Below are 24,399 nucleotides of genomic sequence, written 5' to 3'. Positions count from 1 at the left end.
AAGTAAAATATTATTCAGGGTAGAAATCTGTGAAGTATTTGGAATCAGAAACCTTTCTCGGAGACAGCGAAAGCGCTGAAGATGCTGTCAAATCAAGCAAGCTTCTCGAGGTAAAGCTGCAGGAGATCCGTCAACAGCTGGAGGAGCTGGATAGAGACAGCGCCTCTGAGCAACGCCTCTCACTGGAGATTGAGAGCTGCTATATCCTGCTCGATCTGGACCGCAACGATGAAGCCTGGCAGATTGCCAAGAGCGTGTTTGACCGGGCGCTTGCGTCAGAACACTGGCTGGCTGCGGTGGAGGCCTGTGATGTGCTCTATCAGGCGGAGAAGGAAGATGGCGCCAAAGCGCTGGCTCACGGTATCTGGCTGGGGGTCACCTTTCCCATCGATCCTGAGCTGAGTGTCGCCATGCTGCAGCATCTGATCGATGAAACACCGGACAACTCGGATGGTGCTGCAGTGGCAGCGGCAACCGCCTGCTATATCGTCGATCTGCGTGCCGAGGGGCAGACCCAGGAAGACCTCAGGTTTTTCACCAACCAGCTGATGGGCCAGGTTGCCAGACGTCATAGCCAGGTGGAAGAGCAGGAGATTTTCGATTTCTGGGTGGAACGCATGGAACTGGACGATCCCGCCAAATTCCTGCCCCGCCTGGCAACGGTACTCGATGTGATCATTGACGGGGAGTGGTGGTACGACCGGGAAGCGCTGCGCCGCAAAATCCCCGCAGAAGCCTGATCTGGAGTTGAATATGTTCTGGCAGGAAGAGGAAGACGAGGAACGGTTTGTAGTCCCGGACAACGTGCTGGATCTGCTGTTCAAAATCAAGTGCCCCACCCTACCCATCGACCACGCCTGGGCTCTGTCGCAGGCGATCCAGCAGGCGCTGCCCTGGTTTGCCGATGAACCCAATGCCGGCCTGCATCTGATCTACGGGGCGGATTCGGGTAACGGCTGGGAGCGCCCCTCGGGCAGTGACCAGTTACTCTATCTGTCGAGACGAACACCGCTGATACTGCGCCTACCCAACCGTCGAGTTGAGGAAGCAGGGGCGCTTACCGGTCAGACCCTGGATATCGATGGCCACAGTCTGGAAATCGGAAAAAGCCATACCCGTCTGCTCGCTATGACGACCACCCTCTATTGCCGCCATCTGATCGCTGTTGAGGATCAGTCTGAAGATGAGTTTCTGCAGCACTCCGTCGAACAACTTAAAGCGCTTAAGTTGAGGTTTAAAAAGGTGCTTTGTGGTAAAGGCGAACAGTTTGATACGCCGGATGGCACACTGATGACAAAAAGCCTGATGGTTGCGGGCCTACCCCTGGACGATGCCGTCACACTGCAGGAGGAGGGACTTGGCCCACTGCGTACTCGCGGCTTTGGCTTGTTTAATCCACACAAGACTGTTTAATATTACAGGCTGCAAATTCACCGGTTGGCCAGGTTTCTCTCGAGACACCACGATCCTGGGAGAGGATCCAGGCACTGACCGGAACAGAGAATTCCAAGAGCAAAATTTGATTTAACGGGATAGAGTATCTCGTGATTTAGTTAGGAGAGATCAATGTCATATGAAGTAAACGGTAATACAATCGAAGCTGATGCGAACGGTTATCTGGTCAATCTGACCGACTGGAGTGAAGATGTGGCCAAGGCCATTGCTGAGCAGGAAGGTGTAAACCTGTCTGAAAAGGCATGGGAAATCATCAACTTTCTGCGCGATGAGTATATTAACAATAGTGGCAATCAGCCTAACGAACGTAATATGGTCAAGCACTTCAAAGGTGTCTGGACCGATGAGGGCAAGGTGGATGCGAAAGCACTCTATATCCACTTCCCCAAAGGTCCGGCGAAGCAGGCAAGTAAGATTGCCGGCCTGCCTGAAACCAAGCGTAAAGGTGGCTATTAAGTCGATCAGCTAAGCGACTGAAGCTTAATGGGGGTAAGGATCTCCCTTACCCCCGCAAACCCACTCCCCTTGAGTGGTCAAACATCACTCCACATCCGCAGCAGATTGGCATAGGACTTATCCACCAACCCGGTAGTCGACTCTTCAGGACGATTCATCAAGAGATCCTCCCGCGCCTGATCAAGTTCGAAAAGCAGCTCTCGCCGCGCCGGATCGCGCACATAACTCTGTATCCAGGCCAGTGCCACCAACCTTTCACCCCGGGTCACCTCGGCAACATGATGCAGACTCGACGAGGGATAGATCACCGCACTGCCCGCTGCCAGCTTGACCTTCTTTTCGCCGAAGGTGGTACGAATCACCAGCTCTCCCCCCTCATAGCTATCCGGTTCCCGAAGGAAAATGGTCATTGAGATATCACTGCGAAATCGCTGACCACTCAACCCCATGATGGGGTCATCCACATGATCCCCATAGGTCATCCCCGAGTGGTATCGGGCGAAGATCGGATCGGCCATCCGGTAAGGTAGAACCGCTGAACGAAAGGTCCCATTCTGCCCCATGGCACTGGTCAGAATCCGGATCAACAACTCCATCTGTTTTGGCGATCCTTTCAGCTCCTGGTTGTTTTTGACTTTCTGTGCGGCCATGCCGGCCGTCAGCTTGCCATCGACAAACTCCGCATCGGCAAGTATCTGATCGATTTTCTGTAACAGCGCTGAGTCGAGTAGACCTTCAATTTCCAACAACATCAGAAACTCCTATATTGATTCCAGGGCCGTTTGCATCGCTTGTTCGTCGACCGGAAATGTCAACACCCCATGTACGGCATAACGGGATTTGACCTCTTCCAGACGCTGCAGATATTTCGCGTCAATCAGCACAACAACCCCGGCTTCGATATCGTAACGTTGCAGGGTTGCCAACAGGGATTCCAGATTACTCATACGATCCCTGAACTGCGGATCGGAATAGAACTCTGCAACAACCACCTGAGGACGATGCTTCTTAAGCCAGGATTGGGCCTTGCGCACCGAGTTGACCATCTCCACCTTGAAGTTCAGACGTTGATAGAGCGGTATGAAATTCGGGTAACCACCCAATTCAACCACGGCGAGTAATTCCTGATCTTCCATACGCTTGATTTTACCTTTCGGAGACCCGATTATAATGCCCCCGGACGAATTGAACGCCGAGGCTCTCTGTTTTGGATCTTAGTATTTTGTAAACCGTCGATCTGTACCATGCAACTAAATCTTATTATCGATGACTGGTCAATGAACCTTGAAATACCTGATGGCTATATTGACGCCATGAATGAGTCTTTCGAAAAAATGGATCAGGATATGGACAAGGGCTGGCAAATTGGCCAGAAGTGGGTAAAAAACCCGGACAATACCCAGCGCTGCCAATTGGTTGCAGGAAAACTGCTCACCGCCCTGGAGACCGACAATGAACAGTTGGCATTGATGATGGGGGCTTATATCGTCTCCCGTATGCAGGGTGTCAGGCAGGTGGTCATCGATAACACCGGTGAGCCGGAAGAGACCTCATTCCAGTAATCCATCAATCTTGCGATCAGGATCAATCTCTCGATTGGCCATCGATTCAGTCTCACACCAGATTGACAGCACCAATCGACATAAACTCGGTTACAAAACCCCATGCTATTGAAGTGTAAAATCTGTCAAACCGGTTCGGTCTCTCCTGCGGACTGCCGGATTTGATCAGCGACTGCCTCTGATAAGTAAAAGTGAACGCTTTAACAAGCCTGCCCCTTTGCCGAATTTGCTTTCAAATGCCTCAAGTTCAAGTTTGGTATGCGTCCGAAACCTGTGTTTTTTCAGAGAGGAGCGGGCAGCATCTTCCCAGTTTTGAGAAAAGAACATCGCCTTGGCATCCATGAATTGCATTGTGGTACTCCCTGTCGTTGTTCTCAATGTCGATTGACTGGAATTTAAGACCTGTCACAGGAAAACCATCAGCTGCTTTTTGCAAGCGACAGAGGCAGAAATTCAACCAATGACACTATCTGAATTCACAGCTTAGAAGTATAGACCAACCAGGCAGAGTACCCCCTGGAAATAAAGACTTTTTAGATGATCACTGTAATTTGACCACCTACAAACCATACCGTTGGCCAGCCTGTCCCGCTTTGTCGGAACGGGCCTGAAAAACCTTGATGGCCGGTTGATTGTTGTTCTTTATCGCCAGATCCTCAGCACGCATGCCACGACTGTTTTTCCTCTCGGTATCGGCGCCATGATGGATCAAGCGCTCAACAACAGGCCCATGATGGTTATACTGAGCAGCGATCATCAGAGCATCCTCACCATTGTTCACCAGCTGATTGATATCCGCACCCAGATCGATCAGTTTATCGATCACCGCCGGATTCGAGCTGTAACCCGCCGCACCGGTCAATGGAGTACCTTTGAAAATCGTATCGGCCTCATTGACCTCCGCACCGCGCGCCACCAACGCCTCGATGATCTGCGGATCCTCCACAGCCATTGCCGCCCACATCAGCACACCACCATTTTTATTGCCTGGTTCCAGGGCCTCATCGGGCACCTCGGCAACGGAGTGAAGCGTTGCGTCGGCCCAGTACTTCTGAGTGCTGAATTTTCGATGTGGATTGGAAACTTTCAGATAAACCGCAAACAGTATGACTACTGCCAAAGCGATCAGTAATTTTGGATTGACCTGACTCATGCTGCTCCCTTTTAGCACTATCCTGCTCTCTTTAATCAACCTTGGATTGCATCTACCTCACTGTGATCAATAACCAATACAAAACGATCTGAAATCGATGCTGTCCAGGTAGTAAAGACATATACAATGAAATTCGGATTGACTTGGGAAATTAACACCTCAATCAGCATGACCTGATTCACAAGTTTCATAAAACAGGGCGGCCCAGCTCAACGCACAACAGATTCTGCACAGCTGAAGTGGCTATTGCTTATTTCAGAAAATACTCTCTTCCACCATCTGTTTGATCGCAGAGCGGGTATCGACTGGTCGACTCCGGTAACAGTCGAGCAGTCGGGTCGCCAATCCAGACCAGTGGGCCTGTCCCTCGGATACCAGCTGATAGAAACGTTGCCAGTCTCTATCCTGATACCAGCCTTCATAGGCTGAGATCAACGCCGGGAAGAGGGATTTACGCATCCCGGTCAACCCGCCGATATAGAAATGCAGAGAGGCCACATCCTCATCTTCCAGCAATTGAGGCAGTGTCACCTGACAATCGGCCCAATGATCCCTGACTGCACGAACCATCAGCTCGGCAACGGAATGACCGAGCTCCAGAACCATCTCATTCCACTGATCCCCCAGTATCCGTCCCGCCTGATACTCTCCCTTCTCATGCAGCAACACGGCCGCCAGCTCTTTTTCCACCATCAGATCAAGGGAGCTTTGAAGCTGACTTTCAAAATCGTAGTGAGAGAAGGCCCGCCCCAGGGCATTATCGGCCCGCTGCCATCGCCAATTCTCAAACTTCTCCCACAGCAGCCGGCGAAAGGACTCCCGTCTGATATAGATGCGTCCCCCCTGATTCATCGCCGCTGGAGCGGATAAATCTCTGGCGAGCTCACGTCCGGCAACCCAGACCGAGATACCCTCCGGTTCCTCACGACGTTCCAGGTGCCCAAGAAAAAAGAGCGGTTTGTTTTTCGCACCATAGCCCGCGCTGTAGACCAGCCCCAGGGGTTCAAGTGATTGGTTGATGGCTTCCACATCGAAAGGATCGTAGACCTGGCCATCGATCGGCAGGGAGTCGAAGTTGTCATCCACCAGGGACTCCCAGAGCGCTTCCCGCGCTGTAAGCCAATCGCCGACGGATTCATTGGTCAGAGAGGCCTCGTAGTCGAGTCCGTTCTCCCAGCGGTAGTACTCCCGCATCTTTAAAAGGTAGGTACAGAGACCATAATCGGTGCCATGACGGGCATCAGAGATATGGCAATTACGTTGTACCGTGCAACAGAGTTGCCTGAGTGTACCTTTCATCGAATCACCTTCTTAGGGCCTGTTAACAATCCTATATTTTAGAACCTCTTTTACCACCCCCGAGTATTCAGGGTAATACAGACTTAATGAATGACTGCAACTATTTGTTATTCAAACTAAATCTGTAGTTACTCCTGGACTGCAGGAAGTTCGTAGACAAGCAGTTCACGCAACATGGCTGTGGCATAACAACCGGCTGGCAGAAAGAACCTCAGCTCCAGATCCCCCTCCTCAAGAAACTGCCACTCCAAGCCGTTCAGAGCGACTCTCATCGGCCTCCGCTCCTGTTGTAATCCTACATGTTCCAGGCCATTTCGCCACAGCTCAAAGGGGGCCAGCACCTGCCCTTCCAGACTCTCTGCCGCCTGTTTGACCAGACTCCGGCCACGCCCCCAGAGCGGACCGGTCGGATGTATATCCAGTGATGCACAGCGGCTGACCAGCCGATCGGGCTCCTCTTCATGGTCTGCAAAACAGCCCCGACTGCCATCCAGTTGAAAATAGTCACCTGGTATCGGACTGTTCCAGTTTCCCTGTTCGATTCGGGTAGCCAGAACCTGGTTAAACAGCTGCGATCTGGCTGCTGAAATAATCAGCCCGCGTAACGATCGATTGAGTCGCGGCCTGGATGGCGAGAACAGGCGATTCGCCTGATCCAGGTTACTGTAATCATGGCCAAAACGCTGCTCTCCGAAATAGTTGGGCATTCCAGCTCCCTGCAACTGCAGGAGACGCGCTTCAATGGCCTCCTGAGCACCACTGAGTTGCCGGATTCTGAGTACGAAACGGTTACCCCACAGGTTACCTCGGCGCAGCTTCTTTTTGTGCCGATGGACTGCCAGCACTTCGATCAGATCGTCGTCCAGGGCATGCCAGTCAGGCTCAGGCTTACCCGCCATCCCCAGTGAGAACCACTGAGTGGTCACCGCATGACGGTCTTTCAAACCGGCGAAACCCACATCCTTTCTGTCGATCCCGGCCAGACGCGCCAGCTGGCCCGCAAGCCACTGGGTATTGGTCTCTCTTTTTCTGATCTGAACCAGCAGGTGCTCCCCCTCATCATCCGGCAGGAAACCGAGCTCTTCATCCACCTGAAAATCATCAGCGCAGGATCTGATCACACCACCGCCAACGGGACTGCCATGAGCGTAGGGCATCTGCGCCAGGGTTATCCAGGATTGATCACTCACTGGTTTTTTCCACCAGCAGTACGCTGGCCAGTGCGGCAATGCCCTCCCCCCGACCGGTAAAACCCATACCCTCGGTGGTGGTGGCCTTGATGTTGACCCGATCGAGATTGGTTTGCAGATCCCCGGCCAACAGGGACCTCATCTCATCGATATAGGGTGACAGCTTGGGTTTCTGAGCAACGATGGTCATATCCGCATTGGCAAGCTTGAGGCCCAGCTCCTGCAGTTGCTGCATGACCTGACGAAGCAGTTCCCGGCTGTCAATGCCTGCATAGGCTGGGTCGTTATCGGGAAAGTGCCGCCCGATGTCACCCAGGCAAGCCGCACCAAGTAGAGCATCACAAAGCGCATGAATCAGCACATCCCCATCGGAATGGGCCTTCAGGCCCTGATCGTGTGGCACCTCGACCCCACCGAGCACCAACGGGGAGCCGGACTCGAAACGGTGAGCATCATAACCCTGTCCTATACGCATAATTTTTTCACCCTGGCTGCTTAAGAGTTATCCGATCGGGTCGATAAATAAACAGCATTGTACGCTTTGTAGCAACATTTAACCTGGCGATTGAAGATCTCCGCCAGGAGCAGGCAGGATTGCCAGCCTATCGGGTATATTTCGATTCTGCCTCATGCCAACCGCCAGGGATTAAATTTAAATAGATCGAGCAACCAGTAGATGATTCAACGTGTAACCGCAGTGACTCAAAACAGGGTCAAGAAGATCGAGATACTGAGACACCTGCCGAAACGGGTGCAGAACTATGTTCTATCTGAAACTCATATTGAACATTGCAACGCGGATACCCGCATCGCTGTAGCCGGCGAGGCGAACGAGCAGATCTTCTACCTGATGGCCGGGGAAGTCCGGGTCAGTTTCAATGACGGCAAACAGATCGTCTGTAAAGCGGATCAACCCTGCAGCCTGGTTGCACTGGCGGAAAAAACCCCCAGTGAAGTCTCCATAGACAGTCTGACCGCAGTTGACCTGTTGAGTATTCCACGAGAGCTCTACGATGCGATCAAACGGCTGCCGCCGGTGGTCAATCAACGCTCGAACAACACCATCGAGTTGCAGGACAGTGAAGGGCCGGAAGATGAACTCTATTGGGAGTTCCATGAAGCGGTGCAGAACAACTCCCTGGAACTGCCCAGTATGCCGGATATCACCATGCGCATCGCCAAGGTGATCAATGACAGCAACTCCGATAGCGAAGATATCGCCCATGTAGTTCAGGCGGACCCCACAGTGGCTGCCCGGGTGATCAGTGTGGTCAACAGTGCTGCCTACCGGGGTAAGCAACCGATCGACAACCTACCCGATGCGGTCACCCGGCTGGGACGCTCGGTGACCCATAACCTGGTGATCAGTTTTGCCTTGGGGAAACTGTTTCAAAGCCGTTCAAAGATACTTCAGCAACGGATGCTGAGACTCTGGAAACATGTCAGCTATGTGGCACCGATCTGTCATGAACTGGCCAATGTCACCCCGGGACTCGCCACAGACCAGGCCCTGCTCTGCGGGCTACTCCACGACATCGGTGCGCTGGCCATCATCGGCGCCGCGCGCAGCAAACCAGAACTTGCCGAAAACCCCGAACTGCTTGACCGGGTGCTGAACAATCTGAAAGGCGAAGTCGGCGCGATGGTATTGCGGAAATGGGAGTTTCCGGACTACTTTGTTCAGTCCGCACTGCATGCAGAGGACTGGATGGAGGATATCAGTCACGAACCGGACTATGTGGATCTGGTGGTGATCGCCCAACTGCACGCCTTTGTCGGTACTCCGGCGATGGCCAGACTACCCCGTCTCGACCTGGTACCCGCGTTTCATAAACTGGCGCTGGGCAAACTTACCCCCAGACATTCGATCGGCATCATTGAAAATGCCCGGGAACAGATCCGTGAACTGCGTGATCTGCTTGCGCTGTAAACGGATCACTCCTCATCTCTGACCAGCTTGAGATAGTGCTCGGCCAGCAGCAGATCGTGTTGATGAGTGATTTTGATGTTGGTGCCGTCACCCTCCACCAGCAAAGGCCGATGGCCTGACAGCTCCACAGCACTCGCCTCATCGGTAACAGCTGCGCCACTCTCAATCGCCTGCTCCAGGCAGCGGTTCAACAGGCCAAGCCGAAACATCTGAGGGGTAAAGGCGCGCCAGAGACGCTCCCGGGAGACTGTGGCATCGATTTGGTTGAAATCATCGACCCGTTTCAGGGTGTCAGCGACCGGGATACCCAGCAGCCCACCGACCGGATGACTCTGCAGCGTCTCGATCAAGCGGTCCAGATCGGCGGCAGAAAGACAGGGGCGGGCGGCGTCATGCACCAGCACCCAATCATGCTCATCGGCCAATTCGGCGAGACTTGCCAGAGCATTGCACACTGAGTGGTAGCGCTCTGCACCACCGGTGGCCCGAATCACATTGGGGTGATTATGGTGTTCACAGCTTTCCCAGTAGCCATCCTCGGCCGACAAGGCGACACAGACACCAGAGATACGCGGGTGATTCAACAACCTCTCCAGGGTGAGATCGATAATCTTACGGCCACACAGATCCAGATACTGTTTTGGTACCGCCCCACCCATGCGTCGTCCGACACCGGCGGCCGGTACTATCGCCCAGCAGCTATCGCTCATTGGTCTCAGTCCCTGAGGGGGTGATTACCTGATAGAAGGTCTCCCCCTCTTTAATCATGCCAAGCTCACTGCGGGCGCGCTCCTCGATGGCGGCCTGGCCACTGCGCAAATCTTCCACTTCGGCCTGCAGGGCATGATTTCGTTTACGCAATCCGATCAGCTCCTGCTGTAAGGCACCAATCTCATCCTTCAGATTATTAACCTCGGCAAGACTCCCCTCGCCCACCCAGAGGCGATATTGCAGAAACAGCAGCAAGGCAACCAAAATGGCAATAATGATGCGCATCGATCAGTCAAGGATGTGAATGTGTATGGATTCAGGGCAGCCCTGAATGTTCACCGATTCAGAGTGGCGGAGAACCATGCCTCCCTGGACCGGATCACTCCCGGCGCCCTGAGCACAACCTATAGCATACCCAGTGACGCCCTGCCCAACCAGGGAGGATAGGATGTGAGTCAGATCATGCGATGGTTACCGGGAATGCATCTTTACCTGCGTAGACAGCCTCATCACCCAGCTGATCCTCAATGCGCATCAACTGGTTGTATTTGGCAACCCGGTCAGAGCGGGAGAGGGATCCGGTCTTGATCTGCCCGGTACCGGTAGCCACCACCAGATCGGCGATGGTGGTATCCTCGGTTTCACCCGAACGATGGGAGATCACCGCACTGTAACCCGCATCCCGAGCCATATCGATGGCCGCCATGGTCTCGCTCAAAGTACCGATCTGATTCACTTTGATGAGAATCGAGTTGGCGATACTCTCATCGATACCCCGTTTCAGAATCTTGGTGTTGGTGACAAACAGGTCATCACCGACCAGCTGTACCCGCTGACCCAGTTTTTCCGTCAGCAGTTTCCAACCGGCCCAATCACCCTCATCCATACCGTCTTCGATGGTAATGATCGGATATTGATCGACCCAGGCCGCGAGGTAGTCGGCAAACTCTTCGGCACTGAACTTGCGCCCTTCGGAGGCCAGATTGTAGACCCCATCCTCATAGAACTCGGAACTGGCCACATCAAGCCCCAGGTAGATGTCGTTGCCTGCCGCGAAGCCAGCCTTCTCAATCGCCTCAAGAATCACTTCGATGGCGGATTCATTGGACGGTAGATTGGGTGCGAAGCCCCCTTCATCACCGACAGCGGTCGCCATACCCCGGCCTTTCAGTACACTCTGCAGAGCGTGAAAGACCTCGGCGCCGTAGCGCACCGCCTCACGAATCGAACCTGCCCCAACCGGAAGGATCATGAACTCCTGCAGATCGACACTGTTGTCCGCATGGGCGCCACCGTTGATGATATTCATCATCGGCACAGGCAGCCGGTAGGGACCGGATGAGAGGGAACGGTAGAGTGGCAGTGCACGCTCCTGAGCTGCCCCGTGAGCGGCGGCCAGGGAGACTCCCAGCAGCGCGTTGGCACCCAGTTTGGCTTTGTTCTCGGTACCGTCCAGATCCAGCATGCACTGATCGAGTGCGGCCTGTTCGGTGACTTCCATGCCCATCAATGCCTCTTTGATCGGGCCATTAATGTTCGCCACAGCCTGCAGCACCCCCTTACCCAGATAGCGCTGTTTGTCGCCATCTCTGAGTTCCAGTGCTTCCCGTGATCCGGTGGAGGCGCCAGAGGGGACCATCGCCCGTCCAATCGCACCATCCGCGGTAAAAACATCGGCCTCTATGGTTGGGTTACCCCGTGAGTCGAGAATCTCTCGTCCACGTACATCAACAATTTCAGACATTTCGTCTCCATCTAATTCTGTCGTTTGTTTGTATTAAACGTTATTGTCACCGCTGCATTTTACAGGAAGATGACGGGTCAGGCTTACAGTTCAAGTTCGATCAGACCGCTCTGTTTAACCTGTCGATCAAGAGCCGCCAGGGTTTCAAGCAGTCGAGCCATTTTCGGTAACGGCCAGGCATTGGGTCCATCACTCAGTGCTTTATCCGGATTGGGATGGGTCTCCATGAACAATCCGGAGACGCCCGCCGCAACGGCGGCTCTGGCCAGCACCGGCACAAATTCACGTTGCCCGCCGGAGCTTTTACCCTGCCCACCCGGCAGCTGCACCGAATGGGTGGCATCGAACACCACCGGGCAGCCGGTCTCTCGCATCGCCGCCAGTGAACGCATATCGGAGACCAGGTTGTTGTAGCCGAAAGAGACACCCCGCTCACAAACCATCAACTGTTCATTGCCGACCGCTCTCGCCTTTTCAACCACATGCACCATATCCCAGGGGGCGAGAAACTGACCCTTCTTGATATTCACCGGTAATCCCTGCCGGGCCACCCGCTGAATGAAATTGGTCTGACGGCAGAGAAAGGCCGGAGTCTGCAGCACATCCACACACTCGGACAGCTCTTCAAGGGGGGTATCCTCGTGCACATCGGTAAGCACCGGCACAGCCAGCTGCTGCCTTACCTTCTGCAGAATCTGCATGCCCTGCTCCATGCCGGGACCACGGTAGCTCTCAGCCGAGGAGCGGTTGGCTTTATCGAAGGAGGATTTGTAGATGAAGGGTATCTGCAATCCTTCACAGAGCTCCTTCAGCTCACCGGCACTGTCCATGGCGAGCTGCTCACTCTCAATCACGCAGGGACCGGCGATCAGAAACAGAGGGCGATTCAGCCCGATCTCAAAATCACACAGCTTCACTGACCACCATCCCTGTGCTTCCGGGCTGCCTCAATGAAACCGGAAAAGAGTGGATGGCCGTGGCGCGGCGTGGAGGTGAACTCCGGGTGGAACTGGCAGGCGACAAACCAGGGATGGTCAGGTATTTCGACGATCTCAACCAATCGGCCATCCACCGAGCGACCGGAGATTTTCATGCCGGCTGTAACGATGTCATCCAGGTAGCTGTTGTTGAACTCATAGCGATGGCGATGACGTTCCACAATCACATCCTTACCGTAGAGCTGATGGGTTAGGCTGCCGGACTGCAGATTGCACTCCTGCCCCCCGAGACGCATCGTGCCGCCCAGGTCGGAGTTTTCGCTGCGAGTCTCCAGTTGTCCATCCGCATTAAGCCACTCCACAATCAGGCCAATCACCGGATTGGGTGTGGAGCGATTGAATTCGGTACTGTGGGCACCCTCCAATCCCGCCACGTGACGGGCAAACTCAATCACCGCCACCTGCATGCCGAGACATATGCCCAGGTAGGGTATGCGGTTTTCCCGGGCATAGCGCACGGCTTCGATTTTTCCTTCAACGCCTCGGTTACCAAAGCCGCCGGGTACCAGAATGGCATCCATACCCTGCAGGCTCTCGGTCCCGCTCTTCTCAATCTGCTCTGAATCCACATAGTGAATCACCACCCGGTTGCCGGTATGCACACCCGCATGCACCAGGGCCTCGGAGAGGGATTTGTAGGCTTCGGTCAGGTGAACATATTTACCCACCATGGCCACCTTCACCTCGCCCTCGAGGTTATCCAGCCCTTCGAGAAAGGCTTCCCACTCCGAGAGATTGGCAGGGGGAAGATTCAGACCAAATCGCTGATTTACCAGTTCATCCATACCCTGGGCGTGCAACAGCACCGGAATCCGATAGATGGAATCGGCATCCACCGCAGAGATGACCGCCTCTTCAGGCACATTGGTGAACAGAGCGATCTTTCTGCGTTCCGGCTCCGGCAGGGGCTGCTCCGAACGGCACACCAGAATATCCGGCTGAATACCGATCGAGCGCAACTCTTTCACCGAGTGCTGGGTCGGCTTGGTTTTGATCTCACCTGAGGCCTTGATGTAGGGAACCAGGGTCAAATGCATGAACATGGCCCGCTGCTGCCCCATCTCCACACCCATCTGACGAATTGCCTCGAGAAAAGGCAGAGATTCGATATCACCGACGGTGCCGCCAATCTCAACCAGGCAGATATCCTTATCTCCGGCGCCGAGCAGAATACTCTCCTTAATCTGATTCGTTATGTGTGGGATTACCTGTACCGTACCGCCCAGATACTCTCCCTTGCGCTCCTTACGGATCACCTGCTCATAGATCTGGCCGGTAGTGAAATTGTTATTGCAGCCCATGGTGCTGTCGATAAATCTTTCGTAGTGACCGAGATCCAGATCGGTTTCCGATCCATCCTCGGTAACAAACACCTCACCATGTTGAAAAGGGCTCATGGTGCCGGGATCCACATTGATATAGGGATCCAGCTTGATCATGGTGACATCCAGGCCGCGGGCCTCGAGGAGTGCGGCCAGAGAGGCTGAGGCGATACCTTTACCAAGTGAGGAAACCACACCGCCCGTAATGAAAATAAAACTGGTCATGTAATTCTGCTTACCAGGGTTAGAGTGCTGGGAATGGGATATAGGACGGGGGTAAACAGTACCAGATTGGCCCTCTTCACTCAATCTCGAAGGGCCGGTCCGTCATAGATTCGTCATAACTGCCGAGGGGGGAAGAATTCGTTTGAATATCACCGCTCAAGGTCTATAATCGATTGGCGTGTTTCGCAAATAACAACTACTGAGGCTAGTAGCACTTTACCCGACAGTCCAAGCCGTTTTTTCGGCCGACCTCGTTGTAGAGTCCTCAAGCATCGTATGATGGAGGCTTAGGAAGCCACTTTTATACATCACCGATGGTAGTATCAAAACAATCATTTGAGAGGAAGAAAGCATGACTAAATTTGCTAAAGTTCTGAGCATCGCTGCTCTTGTAGCTGCGTCTACCAGTGCCTCTGCCTGGTGGGGCGGTCCTGGCTATGGTAACCGCGGCTGGAACAATGACGGTTGGGGCGATGGTTGGGGTGATGGCTCCGGTGATTTCAGCTTCGGCATGAGTGGTAATGCCCGCGGTTCTGGCTATGGCCGGGGTAACAACTACTACCGTGACTATGGTGGCTATGGACCTTATGGTTATGGCGCTCCATACGGTTATGGTGCTCCTTATGGCGCTCCTTACGGTGCTCCATACGGCTATCCTGCGCCTCCAGCTGCAGCACCTGCACCAGCTGCACCGGCTCAATAAGCCTACCCATGTGCAGAAAAGCCGGCCTTCAGGCCGGCTTTTTTTTGCTCCCAACGGCCCTGGATACGGCTCCTGCAATGACCCAAAGTAATAAAAAAACCAAAACGACTTGATCAACATCAAGAATTTCTGGAAAAATAGGCCGTGTGCTGGTTCACAAAATAGTAGAGAGACAAGGATGTGGTTGTAGGATGGGGAGACAAGCTATCCGCTCCGACAGGCTGTTTGCCGGGAATGCGGTAGAGGTGGCTCCAGCGGTTTAAACATCAACCTCTGGGAGCTGTAACGCCATTGAGGAAATTGAGGTCATCTCGGAAAGGAAATGATACCCCTGACGCGAAAACCGTCTTTACCAGGCGTTGATATCAAAGCACCCCGCATGCTGGAGCGATTACTTGACTAGCAGAAAAGTTGTCTCATTTGAAAATATCAAGGTAGCCTGCAAGAACTGCAGTCTGGCCACCCTCTGTCTACCGATGGGATTGACACCGGATGACGTGGAGCGCCTTGACTGCATCATCAAACGGGGCCGACCCTACCATCGTGGGGATCATCTATACCGTGGCGGTGATAAGTTCCATAGCCTGCGGGTCATCACCAGCGGCTCGGTAAAAACCTACAGTCCCAACGAAGATGGCGGAGAACAGGTACTGGGCTTCCACCTTCCGGGTGAGCTGATCGGCCTGGATGCCATTCAGGATGATTGCCACACCTGCTCGGCGATTGCCCTTGAGACCACTGCGGTGTGCGAGATCCCATTCTCCCAGTTGGAGTCTCTGAGCGCCATCATGCCCAGCCTGCAGCATCAGATGTACCGCCTGCTGAGCCGCGAGATCGGCCAGGATACGGAAATGCTGACCCTGCTGGGTAAAAAGAGTGCCGAAGAGCGCCTGGCCACCTTTCTGCTCAGTTTCTCGGAGCGATTCAAACAACGGGGGTTTTCAGCCAGCGACTTCTTTCTCAGTATGTCCCGTCATGAAATCGGTAACTATCTTGGCCTGGCCGTTGAAACAGTCAGCCGGCTTTTTACCCGTTTTCAGGATGAAAACCTGCTGAGGGTGGAACGCAAACATGTTCAGTTGCTCGACATACCCAGACTCTACGACATCGTGCAGGGCAGCGACAGCGCCAAATCGAGTCAATCAAGGGGCTGACTTAGGGCCTGTTAACACTAAATCTAATAGGCCCTAGGGTCTTTTCTCCGATTCGACCGCTACGGCTGTTTGTGCCAGATACAGGCCTCACCCATCGCTTCAAGCTGCCGCTGATGGGCTTCCAGCTCGGACTCATCCGCCAGGATCACCTTCAGGGGTGGACGGTCGGCAGCCAGACGACGGATATTGTCGGCCGCATTCTCATCGCCACCCTGCTGTCCGAGCTGATCATCCAACACCAGTGCCGCCTGGCCGCCGGTCATCATCAGATAGACATCCGCCAGAATCTCCGCATCGAGTAGTGCTCCATGAAGCTCACGATGAGAGTTGTCGATATCGTAGCGTTTACACAGGGCATCGAGGCTGTTCCTCTGCCCCGGATGCATCTTCTTTGCCATCACCAGTGTATCGGTAACCGCGCTAAGCGTGTCGATACGCTGGGGATTCTCCATCAGTTTCAACTCATGATCGAGGAATCCCACGTCAAACGGGGCGTTGTGGATGATCAGCTCGGCACCACGTACATACTCCACGAAATCCTGGGCCACATCACAAAATCTGGGCTTATCGGCAAGAAACTCATTGGTGATGCCATGCACCTCGATAGCTCCGGCATCGATCTCCCGCTCCGGCTGGAGAAACTGATGAAAATTGTTACCGGTCAGCCGCCTGTCGACCAGCTCGACACAGCCGATCTCAATGATCCTGTGGCCCTGTTCAGGCTCCAGACCTGTGGTTTCAGTATCGAGCACGATCTGACGCATCATCCTACAGCTCCTGGATACCCTTGTTGGCCAGCTGGTCCGCCAACTCATTACCGGGATGCCCCGCATGCCCTTTCACCCAGTGCCAATCCACCTGGTGTTTTTTAACCTCGCAGTCGAGGCTCTGCCACAGATCGGCATTTTTCACCGCCTTCCTGGCGGCCGTCTTCCAGCCATTCTTTTTCCAGTTATGAATCCATTGGGTAATGCCATTTTTGACATATTGGGAATCGGTGGTCACAGCGACACGACTGGCTCTTTTCAGCTGCTGTAATCCCTTGATGACCGCCAACAACTCCATGCGATTATTGGTGGTGCTGGCCTCGCCCCCAAAGAGTTGTTTCTCATGATCCCCATAGCGCAATACTGCCCCCCAGCCACCAGGCCCGGGATTGCCCTTGCAGGCGCCATCCGTAAAGAGTTCTACATGCTGTGTCATCGAATTCTGCTGCAATCCATGGTAGGTGTAACTCAGGTACCGTTTCTGATTGTGGGTTCAGCTGCGGTGGGAATAACCCGCTTCTTCACCGACCATTTCGGCCGGATCGGGGTGATCGTCACCACTCGCTTCACCGCCAGTATGATATACACACCACCAAAATTCGGATAGACCTTGTCACCGAACTGCTCCATAAACTGCAACTTCTGCATCACACCCAGGCTTTGAATCGGTGGCCGGTAGTTCAGATACTGGATCTCCAGCAGATCGAAGCCCAGCAGTGCCAGCCAATCCAGTACCCGCCGGCTGCTGAAAAAGTGGCCACACCAGGGAGGCGTGGAAGAGCGCATGCGCAGCAACCTCACCCCACCCCACAGACTCCAGGGATTGAAACCACTCAGTAACAGCTTCCCCTCGGGTATCAGAACCCGCTCTACTTCGCGTAACACCTGGTGGGGATCGAGAGAAAAATCGAGGGTGTGGGGCAACAGCACCCCATCCACACTGTCGGTGGCAAACGGCAGATGACTCGGATCAGCCTGTAGTTTACCCGGCTGCCCGGAGTTGCCGATCCCCATCACCAGCCGGTTTCGGGCTGGACTGACTTGCAGCAGCTCCTCACTCACCCCCTGATGACCGATCTGCACCAGATGGTAGCCGAAAATGGCTGAGAGATGGCGCTCAAGCGGGATCCGTTCCTGGGCGACAAGATTCGCTCCAAGAGGGGTACCGAACCACTCCTGAATGTGATTCTGTTGGCAAGATCGCAGTTTTAGCCGCCTGTATTCTCTCATCTGTCAAGCTATCGGCTTTGCTACCGACACTACTGTCAGGTAATCTGTGTTTCTTTTTGAGCGCCGCTCTTAAACCTGCTGTTGTGGCATCCGACCCGATTGTCTATCAGTATGACACCACAAAGAGGCGAATGAGCGGCCCTGGTTTGTGCAGGATTCAGGTGTAGCGTCTCATATTGCTAACCGATGTCCCGGCGGTTGTCAGGCACAAGAGGGTTCATGGCTGCGCCTGGATTGAGACAGTGGGCCAGCGGACCATCACTAAGCAAATCAAGGATTTGCTGTGCAACCGAGCAGCCCCGCCCAGTGATATGTGTTGCCACGCGAAACGAGGCCGAAACGATCACAGATTGCAATATGCGGCCGTTTGTCAGGAGTTCACCACATGGAAATCATACACGGCTTTGGTTACATTTTCTTTCAGTATTCGGTATGTCAAAGTCACTTAACAGCTCGGCAACACTTCTCAGCAAGCCCTACCTGCTCGCAATGAATCTGATATTCACCTGTCTGTTGGCGGCCTGTCAGTCTCTGCCGAACGTTGCTGAGGAGTCGGCCCTGACCGAAGTTCCACTGGACAACCTCTCCACTGAAACCGTGCAGATCCAACCCCTGACCGGCAGTGAGAAGGTAATTCCCGAGTCGATGCCGGATTTGGCCGAACAGCTCTCCGAAGTGGTTGCCTCTCTGCCCGACCCGACTCCAGCGCACGCCTGGGACAGAATGCGACAGAATTTTGCCCTTACCATCCCCAGCAACAGCCGTATCGGCAAGGAGCTGAGCTGGTATCAGAAACACCCGAAATACCTGCAGCGTATCCAGGAGCGGGCCGCCCCGTTTCTGTTTTTCATCCTAGAAGAGATCGACAAACGGGATATTCCGGCGGAGATCGCCCTGTTACCAGCCGTTGAGAGCGCGTTTCAACCGTTTGCCTACTCCCCTGGCCGTGCTGCCGGCATCTGGCAATTCATCCCCTCCACCGGGCGCTATTTCGGCTTGAAACAGAACTGGTGGTATGACGGACGCCGGGATGTTGTCAGCTCAACCCGTGCCGCACTCGACTATCTGCAGCGTCTCAATAAACAGTTCGATGGCGACTGGGAGCTGGCCCTGGCAGCCTATAACTCCGGTGCCGGCACCGTACGCAGCGCCATCAAGCGCAACCGTAAAAAGGCTAAGCCGACCGACTACTGGTCTCTGAAGCTGCCCGATGAAACCAGCGCCTATGTGCCTCGCCTGCTCGCACTGGCGAAGATCTTCAAGGATGCGGAAGCCTACGGCATGCCACTGGATCCGATCGCCGACGAGGCCTACTTCGCCACGGTGGATATCAAATCCCAGCTCGATCTGGCACTGGCCGCCGAGATGGCGGAGCTCCCCATCCAGGAGCTCTATCTGCTGAATGCAGGCTTCAACCGCTGGGCCACCGATCCAGACGGCCCACATAAGCTGACCCTGCCTCTCGACCGGGTTGAACCGTTCAAACAGAAGCTCGCCGCCCTACCCCAGGAGAAGCGGCTCACCTGGAAACGCTACAAGATCAAATCCGGTGACTCACTGAGCGTGATTGCCAGTCGACACGGCACCACGGCCAAGCTCATCAGACAGGTCAACAAACTGCGAGGCAATAAGATTCGCGCCGGCAAACACCTGCTGATTCCGGTATCGAGTAAAAAGATCGACCACTATGTCTATGCCCAGGAGCAGCGCAAGGCGGCCATTCAAAACCGCTCCAGAAATGGGGTCAAGAAGCACTACCGGGTTCAATCCGGAGACAGCCTCTGGACCATCGCCAGAGCGCATAACGTGAGTTACAAAAAGCTTGCAGCCTGGAACGGCATGGCTCCCGGCGACCCACTTAAGACAGGTCAGACCCTGGTCATCTGGACCGCCCGCAGCCAGACCAGCACCTCTTTGCTGGATCTGCAACCCAGCGGTACCCAGAGCCGACTGCACTACAAGGTCAGACGGGGAGACTCCCTCTCCAGAATCGCTCAGAGATTCAAAGTCTCGGTTGCGGACCTGAAGCGCTGGAACACCATCAAGGGCAAATATCTACAACCCGGCCAACGGATCAAGCTCTACGTGGATGTCACCGAGCAGACCCTGTAAGTCGAGCAGAAGCCTGTACAGACTGGAAAAAACCTCGGCCACACTGGTCAGGCGATATTGATTCAGATCAAAGAACCACACTTCTTTTTTGACAGCCTGCCGATCCTGGCTGACCATCCCACTCTATAAATCCATGGCAGTAAGAGGGTTTTGACCATGAGTGAGGATTGCAGACTGAGAGACGGGGTTGAACTCAATCTACCCGATGTTGAAAAAATCGCTTTGGCACTGAAATCCCTTTCGGTCTATTCGATGCTGGCCTATGAGCATGAAGATGACCCGGAAGAGCTGGACGAAGTGGTGCAAGAGGGATTGGCAGCCATCGACCGGTTGTTCAACTGCTAACCAACCCTCTTATCAGATTCACCACGCTTCCAAGCAGACAGACGAAATCATTCGAGCGTAGCTCGAGTGCCCGATCTTTGTAGAACGCCAGATCAAGCGACCCATCTTCCAAACGCCGTGGCAACCGATATGGATGACCATTCATGTCTGGGCCTTTCTGCGACGGCGTTCCTCCTGTGTCACACCCGCATACCCCCAGTCGGTTGGCGCCAGTTCTTGAATGACCACATAACTCGCCTCAACCAGGGGACCGAGTCTGGCCTCCAACAGTGAATGGGCCTCACTGATCATCAAGCGTTTTTCATCTTCGCTGTTGGTGCCGGAAGTGATGTAGATCTCCATCAGTACCGATTGATGGTGAGTGATGGCATCGCCTCCCACCGACCACTGCCGATTCGGCTGTGAGCTGATCAGAACCGCCGTAACCGGAACCGCTTTTCCCAATACCCGATGGATCAGTCCTGTCACCTGCTGTTGAAGCGCGGAACAGGTATCGTTGGCTAGTGGCTCACCACTGTGTTGAATCTTGATAACCGGCATGTTGTTTCCCCTTTTCTCCATTTGCCAGTCAAGATAGTCCGCCCATAATGATAAATAAATTGAATCTTTTTTATCTTATTCATTTATGTTACTAATCTATTTGATATGTTTAAAAATCTCGATATCGACCTGCTGCGAACCTTCGTCGCCATTGCGGACCTGGGCGGGTTTGCCAAAGCCGGACGGCAACTGCATAAAACCCAGTCAGCAATCAGCCTGCAGATGAAGCGCCTGGAAGCGCAGAGTGGCTCGAAACTTTTCCGCAAAGCCGGTCGGCGACAGTTGCTCACCGAATCCGGTGAGTTACTGCTCAACTATGCCCGACGGATACTTTCATTGAACGATGAAGCCGCCGCCGCACTGAAACCGGACCCCCTGCAGGGCCAGATCCGCTTCGGTGTGACCCAGGATTTTGCCGATCGAGGACTGGCCAGTGTGCTGGCCCGGTTTGCCGACAACCACCCGGGGATACGGCTCGACGTTCGGGTCAATCCGAGCTGTGAACTGAAAAGGGAGATCGCCAACGGCAAACTCGATCTTGCCGTTGCCTTTCAGGAGCGTGGCGATCGTGGTGACCCCCTGGGAAAACTCCAACTCTCCTGGATCGTCCCGGAACCGTTCATTGACATCGATGATCGACCCTTGAAGCTGGTTCTGTTCGAACCACCCTGCGTGTTTCGAGATCGGGTTATCAACGCTTTGGAGAAGGCATCGATGAGCTGGAGAGTCGTCTACACAAGCCCGAGTCTTCCTGGACTTCTGGCCGCTGTGGAGGCCGGCCTGGGGATTACGGCCCGTCTGTCACACAACAACAGCCCCCCGGTTGCGGGGCTCCCGAAACTGCAATCTGTGGAACTGGCAGTCTACCGTAATCCTCAAGCCACACCTGCCCCACTGGATGCCCTGGAGAAGATTACCAGAGCCCATATCCAAAACAATCTTCAGGATCTCGTTTAAAGATTTCTTGTTCAATACTACAAGCAAGCAGATCTGTTTCAGCTGCCAATACTGAGTTATTGCTGGCGAGTCAATAACTGACAGACTCCACCGGCCAGGCGCTGTTGACCCTTAGCGTAAAGGTGCTCTGCCAATTCATAGATCTGCCAGAATTTAAAGTTTTGATCCTCGTAGGCATAGAGTGTGGTGTACCAACCCTGCTGATCCGCTTCGACACTCAACCTGGCAGCGATACAGTTACGCTCAGGCCCAGCTGTGTTGAGGTAGCCACTCAGGGTCTCTATATCCCGAATGTATTCGCCGAACACCCGAAACGGCAACATCGCCTGCAGTGCGGGTAGATCGTATTTCAGAGGGGAGCCGACCATGGCCTGGTTGACCTGCTCCTGCCAGTAGTCAATGGTTTTCGGACTGTCCAGCGGATCCTCCACTTCGAAGGGGTGTTCATCCGGTGTGACAAACACCGAGGTGGTGTAGACCTGAGGAATACCAGCAATACCCGGATAGGTCAGCTCCACCAGATAGGCTGTCCATCCTGTGTCCGGCCTGGCAACGCTGACATGATAATCACCGTCATCCGCGTTTTCGATATTGCTTTCACGCCACGCCTGGTCACCCAGGGTCTCCTGGCGGAAGTCCCGGCCATCTGGATTACTCGCCTGCCAGAGTTTGGCCACCAGCGGTGTCTGATCACTGCTGACGATCAACTCACCGGTTTTACTCAATTGCCACTCGATGACCGGCCTTGCAATCCCGTTGAGATGCATCTGATTCCAGGCGACCAGCCCCTGGATCATCTCCTCCAGTTTATTCTCAACCGAGTGATTGGTGTTCGGTACGATACGCTGCAGCGTCTCTCCCGGTATGTCATGGATATAGGCTTCCGAAGCATCCGGTAGAAAGTACTCATCACCGGTGGCGCTGAGCAGCAGATGGGGCATGGTCAGCGCCTGTTTGTAGCTGATCGGATCGACCAGCTGCTGCAGCAGTTTGCCTTCCGGTGAGCGGATATTTTTTATGATGCCGTTCTGTTCATAGACCGACAGGGTATCGGAGTAGAAACCGTAGCTGTTGTAGTGGCGCTCAAACTGATCGGCCAGGCGCAGTACATTGAACACCCCGGGCGCCACAGCAACCACCCGGGAATCGATCGCAGCCGTCAACCAGGCGATGGCGCCATACTTGGAAAACCCGTTGACGATGAAGTCATCCACAACCAGACCAAGGGACTCGGCAACAAACGCCTGAGTCGTATCCATGGCGCGAACACTGGCCTTGGTCATCGGCAGAAAGGCCGACCAGGTGGGATCACCGGTCTGCATACTTTTACGCCAGCTGTAGGCAACCAGAGCATCTTCCTCGAGTGGCTGATCCAGCTCCTTGAACTTCAAAGGATGTCCAAGCACCTGACTGATGATTACCTGAATACTCCCGGTAGCAGTCGCAAGAGGCATAAGCTGATCGAAGGTTTCAATAGAAGGCGGCGAATCGGTCGCCCCACCGCCAAAAATAGTCAGATTCGCTGTGGTGCCGCTCAATTGATGAGGTACGATGACAGTCAGCCAATGATCCCAAAGTGTTGGCGTTACCTCCTGCTCGGTACGCCAACTCTGCGAGACCATCTTCAGAAAATAGATATCATAATCCTGCCCCGGACGCTCTTCGATCAATCGATAGGCGTAAGCCGGATCATCCTGATAGACATAAGCTTTAAGCGGGGCCGACTGCTCAGCATGCAGCAGACCGGCAAACAACAGAATCAGGCCGGCGACAGCAACAGCCCGACGAAAGAGTCCATTCATTTACTACTCCAACAACTAACAGCAAATACAAATACCCACGGCCCTGCCTCGATCAGGGCGGATAATACAGAGGAAGGTATTCCTTAAACCAGACCTATAAGCGTCCATCCGAGACGCATCGGTTGATTAAAAGGTTCAAGGGAAGGTGGCGGATCTATCGAGCGCTCCCTGCCTAATACAACATTCCATTGAAGCGTTACAGCTCAGGGCAAAAGCATAAACAACCTTTTTGCACAGGTCCAGTTGCCGTTAATTGAACGACACTCTATATAAATTCGAAACTGTGAACCTGAAACAGGCAGAAACTCAAGGTCTTAACAATATTTGTTTCAGCGGCAGAGAGCCAGTCTGACGCGATTGTAAAAATCGTGCTGCAATGATCTACAACATCTTTTTAATAACCGAGCGCGCAGAGGAGCTCACTACGACCTGTTTTTATCGTAGCGGATCATTGCTGCCCCACTAACTTTCAGTCTAACTCGCACAAATCTTAAAGCCCCTCTCCCCCCTGCCCCTCTCCCGCAAGGGGAGAGGGGAGCTATTCACCCAGCCTATTTGGCACACAGATGAAATTTGACTCTTTCCTGCTTTTATCCCCCGCTGCACGATGTTTTTCATGTTTCAACTCCCAACCTGCAAGAAAAGCTATAGATAATTCATCAGCAAACGGCATAACCTTCGAAGTTAATGGAACAGCGGTGGTATCGGATAAATAACGGCCTCGATGACAACGCTACTGCCGGG

Annotated in this window: 28 protein-coding genes; 11 read left to right on the top strand and 17 right to left on the bottom strand. The window is 53.9% G+C overall.

Annotated features, from left to right (window positions below):
• The first annotated feature begins 29 nt into the window (after positions 1 to 29).
• From A3193_RS02895 to A3193_RS02885, 3 genes are all read left to right on the top strand, one after another.
• Entirely contained in the window at positions 30 to 740 is a 711-nt protein-coding gene (locus A3193_RS02895) for a hypothetical protein (RefSeq protein ID WP_069004669.1), read from the top strand.
• A 13-nt stretch (positions 741 to 753) separates the two neighbouring features.
• Positions 754 to 1,413, top strand: a complete 660-nt coding sequence (locus tag A3193_RS02890) for a type I-MYXAN CRISPR-associated protein Cas6/Cmx6 (RefSeq protein ID WP_069004668.1) — start codon at positions 754 to 756, stop codon at positions 1,411 to 1,413.
• Positions 1,414 to 1,566: 153 nt separating this feature from the next.
• Positions 1,567 to 1,911, top strand: coding sequence for a TusE/DsrC/DsvC family sulfur relay protein (locus A3193_RS02885; protein ID WP_069004667.1), 345 nt, complete (start codon positions 1,567 to 1,569; stop codon positions 1,909 to 1,911).
• Positions 1,912 to 1,988: 77 nt separating this feature from the next.
• On the opposite strand, the gene A3193_RS02880 is transcribed toward A3193_RS02885, so the two are convergent.
• The gene (locus A3193_RS02880; protein WP_069004666.1) at positions 1,989 to 2,663 is read right to left on the bottom strand and encodes a Fe2+-dependent dioxygenase; all 675 of its coding nucleotides are present in this window, start codon (positions 2,661 to 2,663) and stop codon (positions 1,989 to 1,991) included.
• Positions 2,664 to 2,672: 9 nt separating this feature from the next.
• Positions 2,673 to 3,047: a hypothetical protein gene (locus tag A3193_RS02875; RefSeq protein ID WP_069004665.1), complete on the bottom strand. Its 375-nt coding sequence runs from the start codon at positions 3,045 to 3,047 to the stop codon at positions 2,673 to 2,675.
• A gap of 141 nt (positions 3,048 to 3,188) precedes the next feature.
• Between A3193_RS02875 and A3193_RS02870 the strand changes: the two genes are divergently transcribed.
• Positions 3,189 to 3,473 (top strand): hypothetical protein, encoded by a 285-nt coding sequence (locus A3193_RS02870; RefSeq protein ID WP_235614885.1) that lies wholly within the window; start codon positions 3,189 to 3,191, stop codon positions 3,471 to 3,473.
• 165 nt (positions 3,474 to 3,638) lie between these two features.
• Here A3193_RS02870 and A3193_RS02865 read toward each other — a convergent pair whose 3' ends face one another.
• The 5 genes from A3193_RS02865 to ispF form a co-directional block, all read right to left on the bottom strand.
• Positions 3,639 to 3,824, bottom strand: coding sequence for a hypothetical protein (locus A3193_RS02865; RefSeq protein ID WP_069004663.1), 186 nt, complete (start codon positions 3,822 to 3,824; stop codon positions 3,639 to 3,641).
• Positions 3,825 to 4,032: 208 nt separating this feature from the next.
• Entirely contained in the window at positions 4,033 to 4,626 is a 594-nt protein-coding gene (locus tag A3193_RS02860) for an ankyrin repeat domain-containing protein (RefSeq protein ID WP_069004662.1), read from the bottom strand.
• Between the two features lie 255 nt (positions 4,627 to 4,881).
• A complete protein-coding gene (locus A3193_RS02855; RefSeq protein ID WP_069014031.1) occupies positions 4,882 to 5,925 on the bottom strand; it encodes an Sfum_1244 family protein in 1,044 nt (347 codons plus the stop codon).
• Between the two features lie 128 nt (positions 5,926 to 6,053).
• The gene (gene truD, locus A3193_RS02850) at positions 6,054 to 7,115 is read right to left on the bottom strand and encodes a tRNA pseudouridine(13) synthase TruD (RefSeq protein ID WP_235614884.1); all 1,062 of its coding nucleotides are present in this window, start codon (positions 7,113 to 7,115) and stop codon (positions 6,054 to 6,056) included.
• Positions 7,108 to 7,590 (bottom strand): 2-C-methyl-D-erythritol 2,4-cyclodiphosphate synthase, encoded by a 483-nt coding sequence (gene ispF, locus A3193_RS02845; protein ID WP_069004660.1) that lies wholly within the window; start codon positions 7,588 to 7,590, stop codon positions 7,108 to 7,110. The genes truD and ispF overlap by 8 nt, the downstream gene beginning before the upstream one ends.
• 201 nt (positions 7,591 to 7,791) lie before the next feature.
• Between ispF and A3193_RS02840 the strand changes: the two genes are divergently transcribed.
• Positions 7,792 to 9,045 (top strand): HDOD domain-containing protein, encoded by a 1,254-nt coding sequence (locus A3193_RS02840; protein ID WP_083218258.1) that lies wholly within the window; start codon positions 7,792 to 7,794, stop codon positions 9,043 to 9,045.
• A 5-nt stretch (positions 9,046 to 9,050) separates the two neighbouring features.
• Here A3193_RS02840 and ispD read toward each other — a convergent pair whose 3' ends face one another.
• Both ispD and ftsB read right to left on the bottom strand, forming a co-directional pair.
• On the bottom strand, positions 9,051 to 9,755 hold the full coding sequence (gene ispD, locus A3193_RS02835; protein ID WP_069014021.1) for a 2-C-methyl-D-erythritol 4-phosphate cytidylyltransferase: 705 nt from the start codon (positions 9,753 to 9,755) through the stop codon (positions 9,051 to 9,053).
• The gene (gene ftsB, locus A3193_RS02830) at positions 9,745 to 10,041 is read right to left on the bottom strand and encodes a cell division protein FtsB (RefSeq protein WP_069004658.1); all 297 of its coding nucleotides are present in this window, start codon (positions 10,039 to 10,041) and stop codon (positions 9,745 to 9,747) included. The genes ispD and ftsB overlap by 11 nt, the downstream gene beginning before the upstream one ends.
• Positions 10,042 to 10,062: 21 nt before the next feature.
• On the opposite strand from ftsB, the gene A3193_RS20515 reads away from it, so the two are divergent.
• Positions 10,063 to 10,203, top strand: coding sequence for a hypothetical protein (locus A3193_RS20515; protein WP_155523055.1), 141 nt, complete (start codon positions 10,063 to 10,065; stop codon positions 10,201 to 10,203).
• A gap of 13 nt (positions 10,204 to 10,216) precedes the next feature.
• Here the strand turns inward: A3193_RS20515 and eno are convergent, their stop codons facing one another.
• The 3 genes from eno to A3193_RS02815 form a co-directional block, all read right to left on the bottom strand.
• Positions 10,217 to 11,500 (bottom strand): phosphopyruvate hydratase, encoded by a 1,284-nt coding sequence (gene eno / locus A3193_RS02825; protein WP_069004657.1) that lies wholly within the window; start codon positions 11,498 to 11,500, stop codon positions 10,217 to 10,219.
• An 83-nt stretch (positions 11,501 to 11,583) separates the two neighbouring features.
• Positions 11,584 to 12,417, bottom strand: a complete 834-nt coding sequence (gene kdsA, locus A3193_RS02820) for a 3-deoxy-8-phosphooctulonate synthase (RefSeq protein ID WP_069014019.1) — start codon at positions 12,415 to 12,417, stop codon at positions 11,584 to 11,586.
• Positions 12,414 to 14,045 (bottom strand): CTP synthase, encoded by a 1,632-nt coding sequence (locus tag A3193_RS02815; protein WP_069004655.1) that lies wholly within the window; start codon positions 14,043 to 14,045, stop codon positions 12,414 to 12,416. Before A3193_RS02815 ends, kdsA begins: the two co-directional genes overlap by 4 nt.
• 352 nt (positions 14,046 to 14,397) lie before the next feature.
• On the opposite strand from A3193_RS02815, the gene A3193_RS02810 reads away from it, so the two are divergent.
• On the top strand, positions 14,398 to 14,748 hold the full coding sequence (locus A3193_RS02810) for a sulfur globule family protein (RefSeq protein ID WP_068988072.1): 351 nt from the start codon (positions 14,398 to 14,400) through the stop codon (positions 14,746 to 14,748).
• Positions 14,749 to 15,143: 395 nt separating this feature from the next.
• Positions 15,144 to 15,902 (top strand): fumarate/nitrate reduction transcriptional regulator Fnr, encoded by a 759-nt coding sequence (fnr, locus tag A3193_RS02805; protein WP_069004654.1) that lies wholly within the window; start codon positions 15,144 to 15,146, stop codon positions 15,900 to 15,902.
• Between the two features lie 59 nt (positions 15,903 to 15,961).
• Here the strand turns inward: fnr and dnaQ are convergent, their stop codons facing one another.
• The 3 genes from dnaQ to A3193_RS02790 are packed head-to-tail and all read right to left on the bottom strand — an operon-like array spanning position 15,962 to position 17,899.
• On the bottom strand, positions 15,962 to 16,666 hold the full coding sequence (dnaQ, locus tag A3193_RS02800; RefSeq protein ID WP_069004853.1) for a DNA polymerase III subunit epsilon: 705 nt from the start codon (positions 16,664 to 16,666) through the stop codon (positions 15,962 to 15,964).
• Positions 16,667 to 16,670: 4 nt separating this feature from the next.
• Positions 16,671 to 17,105, bottom strand: a complete 435-nt coding sequence (gene rnhA / locus A3193_RS02795) for a ribonuclease HI (RefSeq protein WP_069004653.1) — start codon at positions 17,103 to 17,105, stop codon at positions 16,671 to 16,673.
• Positions 17,106 to 17,137: 32 nt separating this feature from the next.
• Positions 17,138 to 17,899: a class I SAM-dependent methyltransferase gene (locus tag A3193_RS02790; protein ID WP_069004652.1), complete on the bottom strand. Its 762-nt coding sequence runs from the start codon at positions 17,897 to 17,899 to the stop codon at positions 17,138 to 17,140.
• Positions 17,900 to 18,331: 432 nt separating this feature from the next.
• Between A3193_RS02790 and A3193_RS02785 the strand changes: the two genes are divergently transcribed.
• Positions 18,332 to 20,011 carry a lytic transglycosylase gene (locus A3193_RS02785; RefSeq protein ID WP_069014017.1) on the top strand — a complete coding sequence of 560 codons (1,680 nt, stop codon included), beginning with the start codon at positions 18,332 to 18,334 and terminating at the stop codon, positions 20,009 to 20,011.
• Between the two features lie 156 nt (positions 20,012 to 20,167).
• Entirely contained in the window at positions 20,168 to 20,356 is a 189-nt protein-coding gene (locus tag A3193_RS02780; RefSeq protein WP_069004650.1) for a ribonuclease H, read from the top strand.
• A gap of 141 nt (positions 20,357 to 20,497) precedes the next feature.
• Here A3193_RS02780 and A3193_RS02775 read toward each other — a convergent pair whose 3' ends face one another.
• Positions 20,498 to 20,896 carry a tautomerase family protein gene (locus tag A3193_RS02775; RefSeq protein ID WP_069004649.1) on the bottom strand — a complete coding sequence of 133 codons (399 nt, stop codon included), beginning with the start codon at positions 20,894 to 20,896 and terminating at the stop codon, positions 20,498 to 20,500.
• A gap of 105 nt (positions 20,897 to 21,001) precedes the next feature.
• Here A3193_RS02775 and A3193_RS02770 point away from each other — a divergent pair, with 105 nt between their 5' ends.
• Positions 21,002 to 21,853, top strand: coding sequence for a LysR substrate-binding domain-containing protein (locus A3193_RS02770; protein ID WP_069014013.1), 852 nt, complete (start codon positions 21,002 to 21,004; stop codon positions 21,851 to 21,853).
• 56 nt (positions 21,854 to 21,909) lie between these two features.
• Here A3193_RS02770 and A3193_RS02765 read toward each other — a convergent pair whose 3' ends face one another.
• Positions 21,910 to 23,655 carry a PhoPQ-activated protein PqaA family protein gene (locus A3193_RS02765; protein ID WP_069014012.1) on the bottom strand — a complete coding sequence of 582 codons (1,746 nt, stop codon included), beginning with the start codon at positions 23,653 to 23,655 and terminating at the stop codon, positions 21,910 to 21,912.
• Positions 23,656 to 24,399: the final 744 nt, after the last annotated feature.

It is taken from the genome of Candidatus Thiodiazotropha endoloripes (assembly GCF_001708965.1).
In the GTDB taxonomy this organism is placed as follows: domain Bacteria; phylum Pseudomonadota; class Gammaproteobacteria; order Chromatiales; family Chromatiaceae; genus Thiodiazotropha; species Thiodiazotropha endoloripes.
Note: the sequence above shows the minus strand (reverse complement) of the source record. Positions and strands in the feature narration are given on the sequence as shown.

Excerpts from the sequence above, each read along its gene's own strand:
- A3193_RS02890 (WP_069004668.1), top strand. The coding sequence starts at position 754 with ATGTTCTGGCAGGAAGAGGAAGACGAGGAACGGTTTGTAGTCCCGGAC.
- A3193_RS02885 (WP_069004667.1), top strand. The coding sequence starts at position 1,567 with ATGTCATATGAAGTAAACGGTAATACAATCGAAGCTGATGCGAACGGT.
- A3193_RS02880 (WP_069004666.1), bottom strand. The coding sequence starts at position 2,663 with ATGTTGTTGGAAATTGAAGGTCTACTCGACTCAGCGCTGTTACAGAAA.
- A3193_RS02875 (WP_069004665.1), bottom strand. The coding sequence starts at position 3,047 with ATGGAAGATCAGGAATTACTCGCCGTGGTTGAATTGGGTGGTTACCCG.
- A3193_RS02870 (WP_235614885.1), top strand. The coding sequence starts at position 3,189 with ATGAACCTTGAAATACCTGATGGCTATATTGACGCCATGAATGAGTCT.
- A3193_RS02865 (WP_069004663.1), bottom strand. The coding sequence starts at position 3,824 with ATGCAATTCATGGATGCCAAGGCGATGTTCTTTTCTCAAAACTGGGAA.
- A3193_RS02860 (WP_069004662.1), bottom strand. The coding sequence starts at position 4,626 with ATGAGTCAGGTCAATCCAAAATTACTGATCGCTTTGGCAGTAGTCATA.
- A3193_RS02855 (WP_069014031.1), bottom strand. The coding sequence starts at position 5,925 with ATGAAAGGTACACTCAGGCAACTCTGTTGCACGGTACAACGTAATTGC.
- ispF (WP_069004660.1), bottom strand. The coding sequence starts at position 7,590 with ATGCGTATAGGACAGGGTTATGATGCTCACCGTTTCGAGTCCGGCTCC.
- A3193_RS02840 (WP_083218258.1), top strand. The coding sequence starts at position 7,792 with ATGATTCAACGTGTAACCGCAGTGACTCAAAACAGGGTCAAGAAGATC.
- ispD (WP_069014021.1), bottom strand. The coding sequence starts at position 9,755 with ATGAGCGATAGCTGCTGGGCGATAGTACCGGCCGCCGGTGTCGGACGA.
- ftsB (WP_069004658.1), bottom strand. The coding sequence starts at position 10,041 with ATGCGCATCATTATTGCCATTTTGGTTGCCTTGCTGCTGTTTCTGCAA.
- eno (WP_069004657.1), bottom strand. The coding sequence starts at position 11,500 with ATGTCTGAAATTGTTGATGTACGTGGACGAGAGATTCTCGACTCACGG.
- A3193_RS02815 (WP_069004655.1), bottom strand. The coding sequence starts at position 14,045 with ATGACCAGTTTTATTTTCATTACGGGCGGTGTGGTTTCCTCACTTGGT.
- A3193_RS02810 (WP_068988072.1), top strand. The coding sequence starts at position 14,398 with ATGACTAAATTTGCTAAAGTTCTGAGCATCGCTGCTCTTGTAGCTGCG.
- dnaQ (WP_069004853.1), bottom strand. The coding sequence starts at position 16,666 with ATGCGTCAGATCGTGCTCGATACTGAAACCACAGGTCTGGAGCCTGAA.
- rnhA (WP_069004653.1), bottom strand. The coding sequence starts at position 17,105 with ATGACACAGCATGTAGAACTCTTTACGGATGGCGCCTGCAAGGGCAAT.
- A3193_RS02790 (WP_069004652.1), bottom strand. The coding sequence starts at position 17,899 with ATGAGAGAATACAGGCGGCTAAAACTGCGATCTTGCCAACAGAATCAC.
- A3193_RS02785 (WP_069014017.1), top strand. The coding sequence starts at position 18,332 with ATGTCAAAGTCACTTAACAGCTCGGCAACACTTCTCAGCAAGCCCTAC.
- A3193_RS02780 (WP_069004650.1), top strand. The coding sequence starts at position 20,168 with ATGAGTGAGGATTGCAGACTGAGAGACGGGGTTGAACTCAATCTACCC.
- A3193_RS02775 (WP_069004649.1), bottom strand. The coding sequence starts at position 20,896 with ATGCCGGTTATCAAGATTCAACACAGTGGTGAGCCACTAGCCAACGAT.
- A3193_RS02770 (WP_069014013.1), top strand. The coding sequence starts at position 21,002 with ATGTTTAAAAATCTCGATATCGACCTGCTGCGAACCTTCGTCGCCATT.
- A3193_RS02765 (WP_069014012.1), bottom strand. The coding sequence starts at position 23,655 with ATGAATGGACTCTTTCGTCGGGCTGTTGCTGTCGCCGGCCTGATTCTG.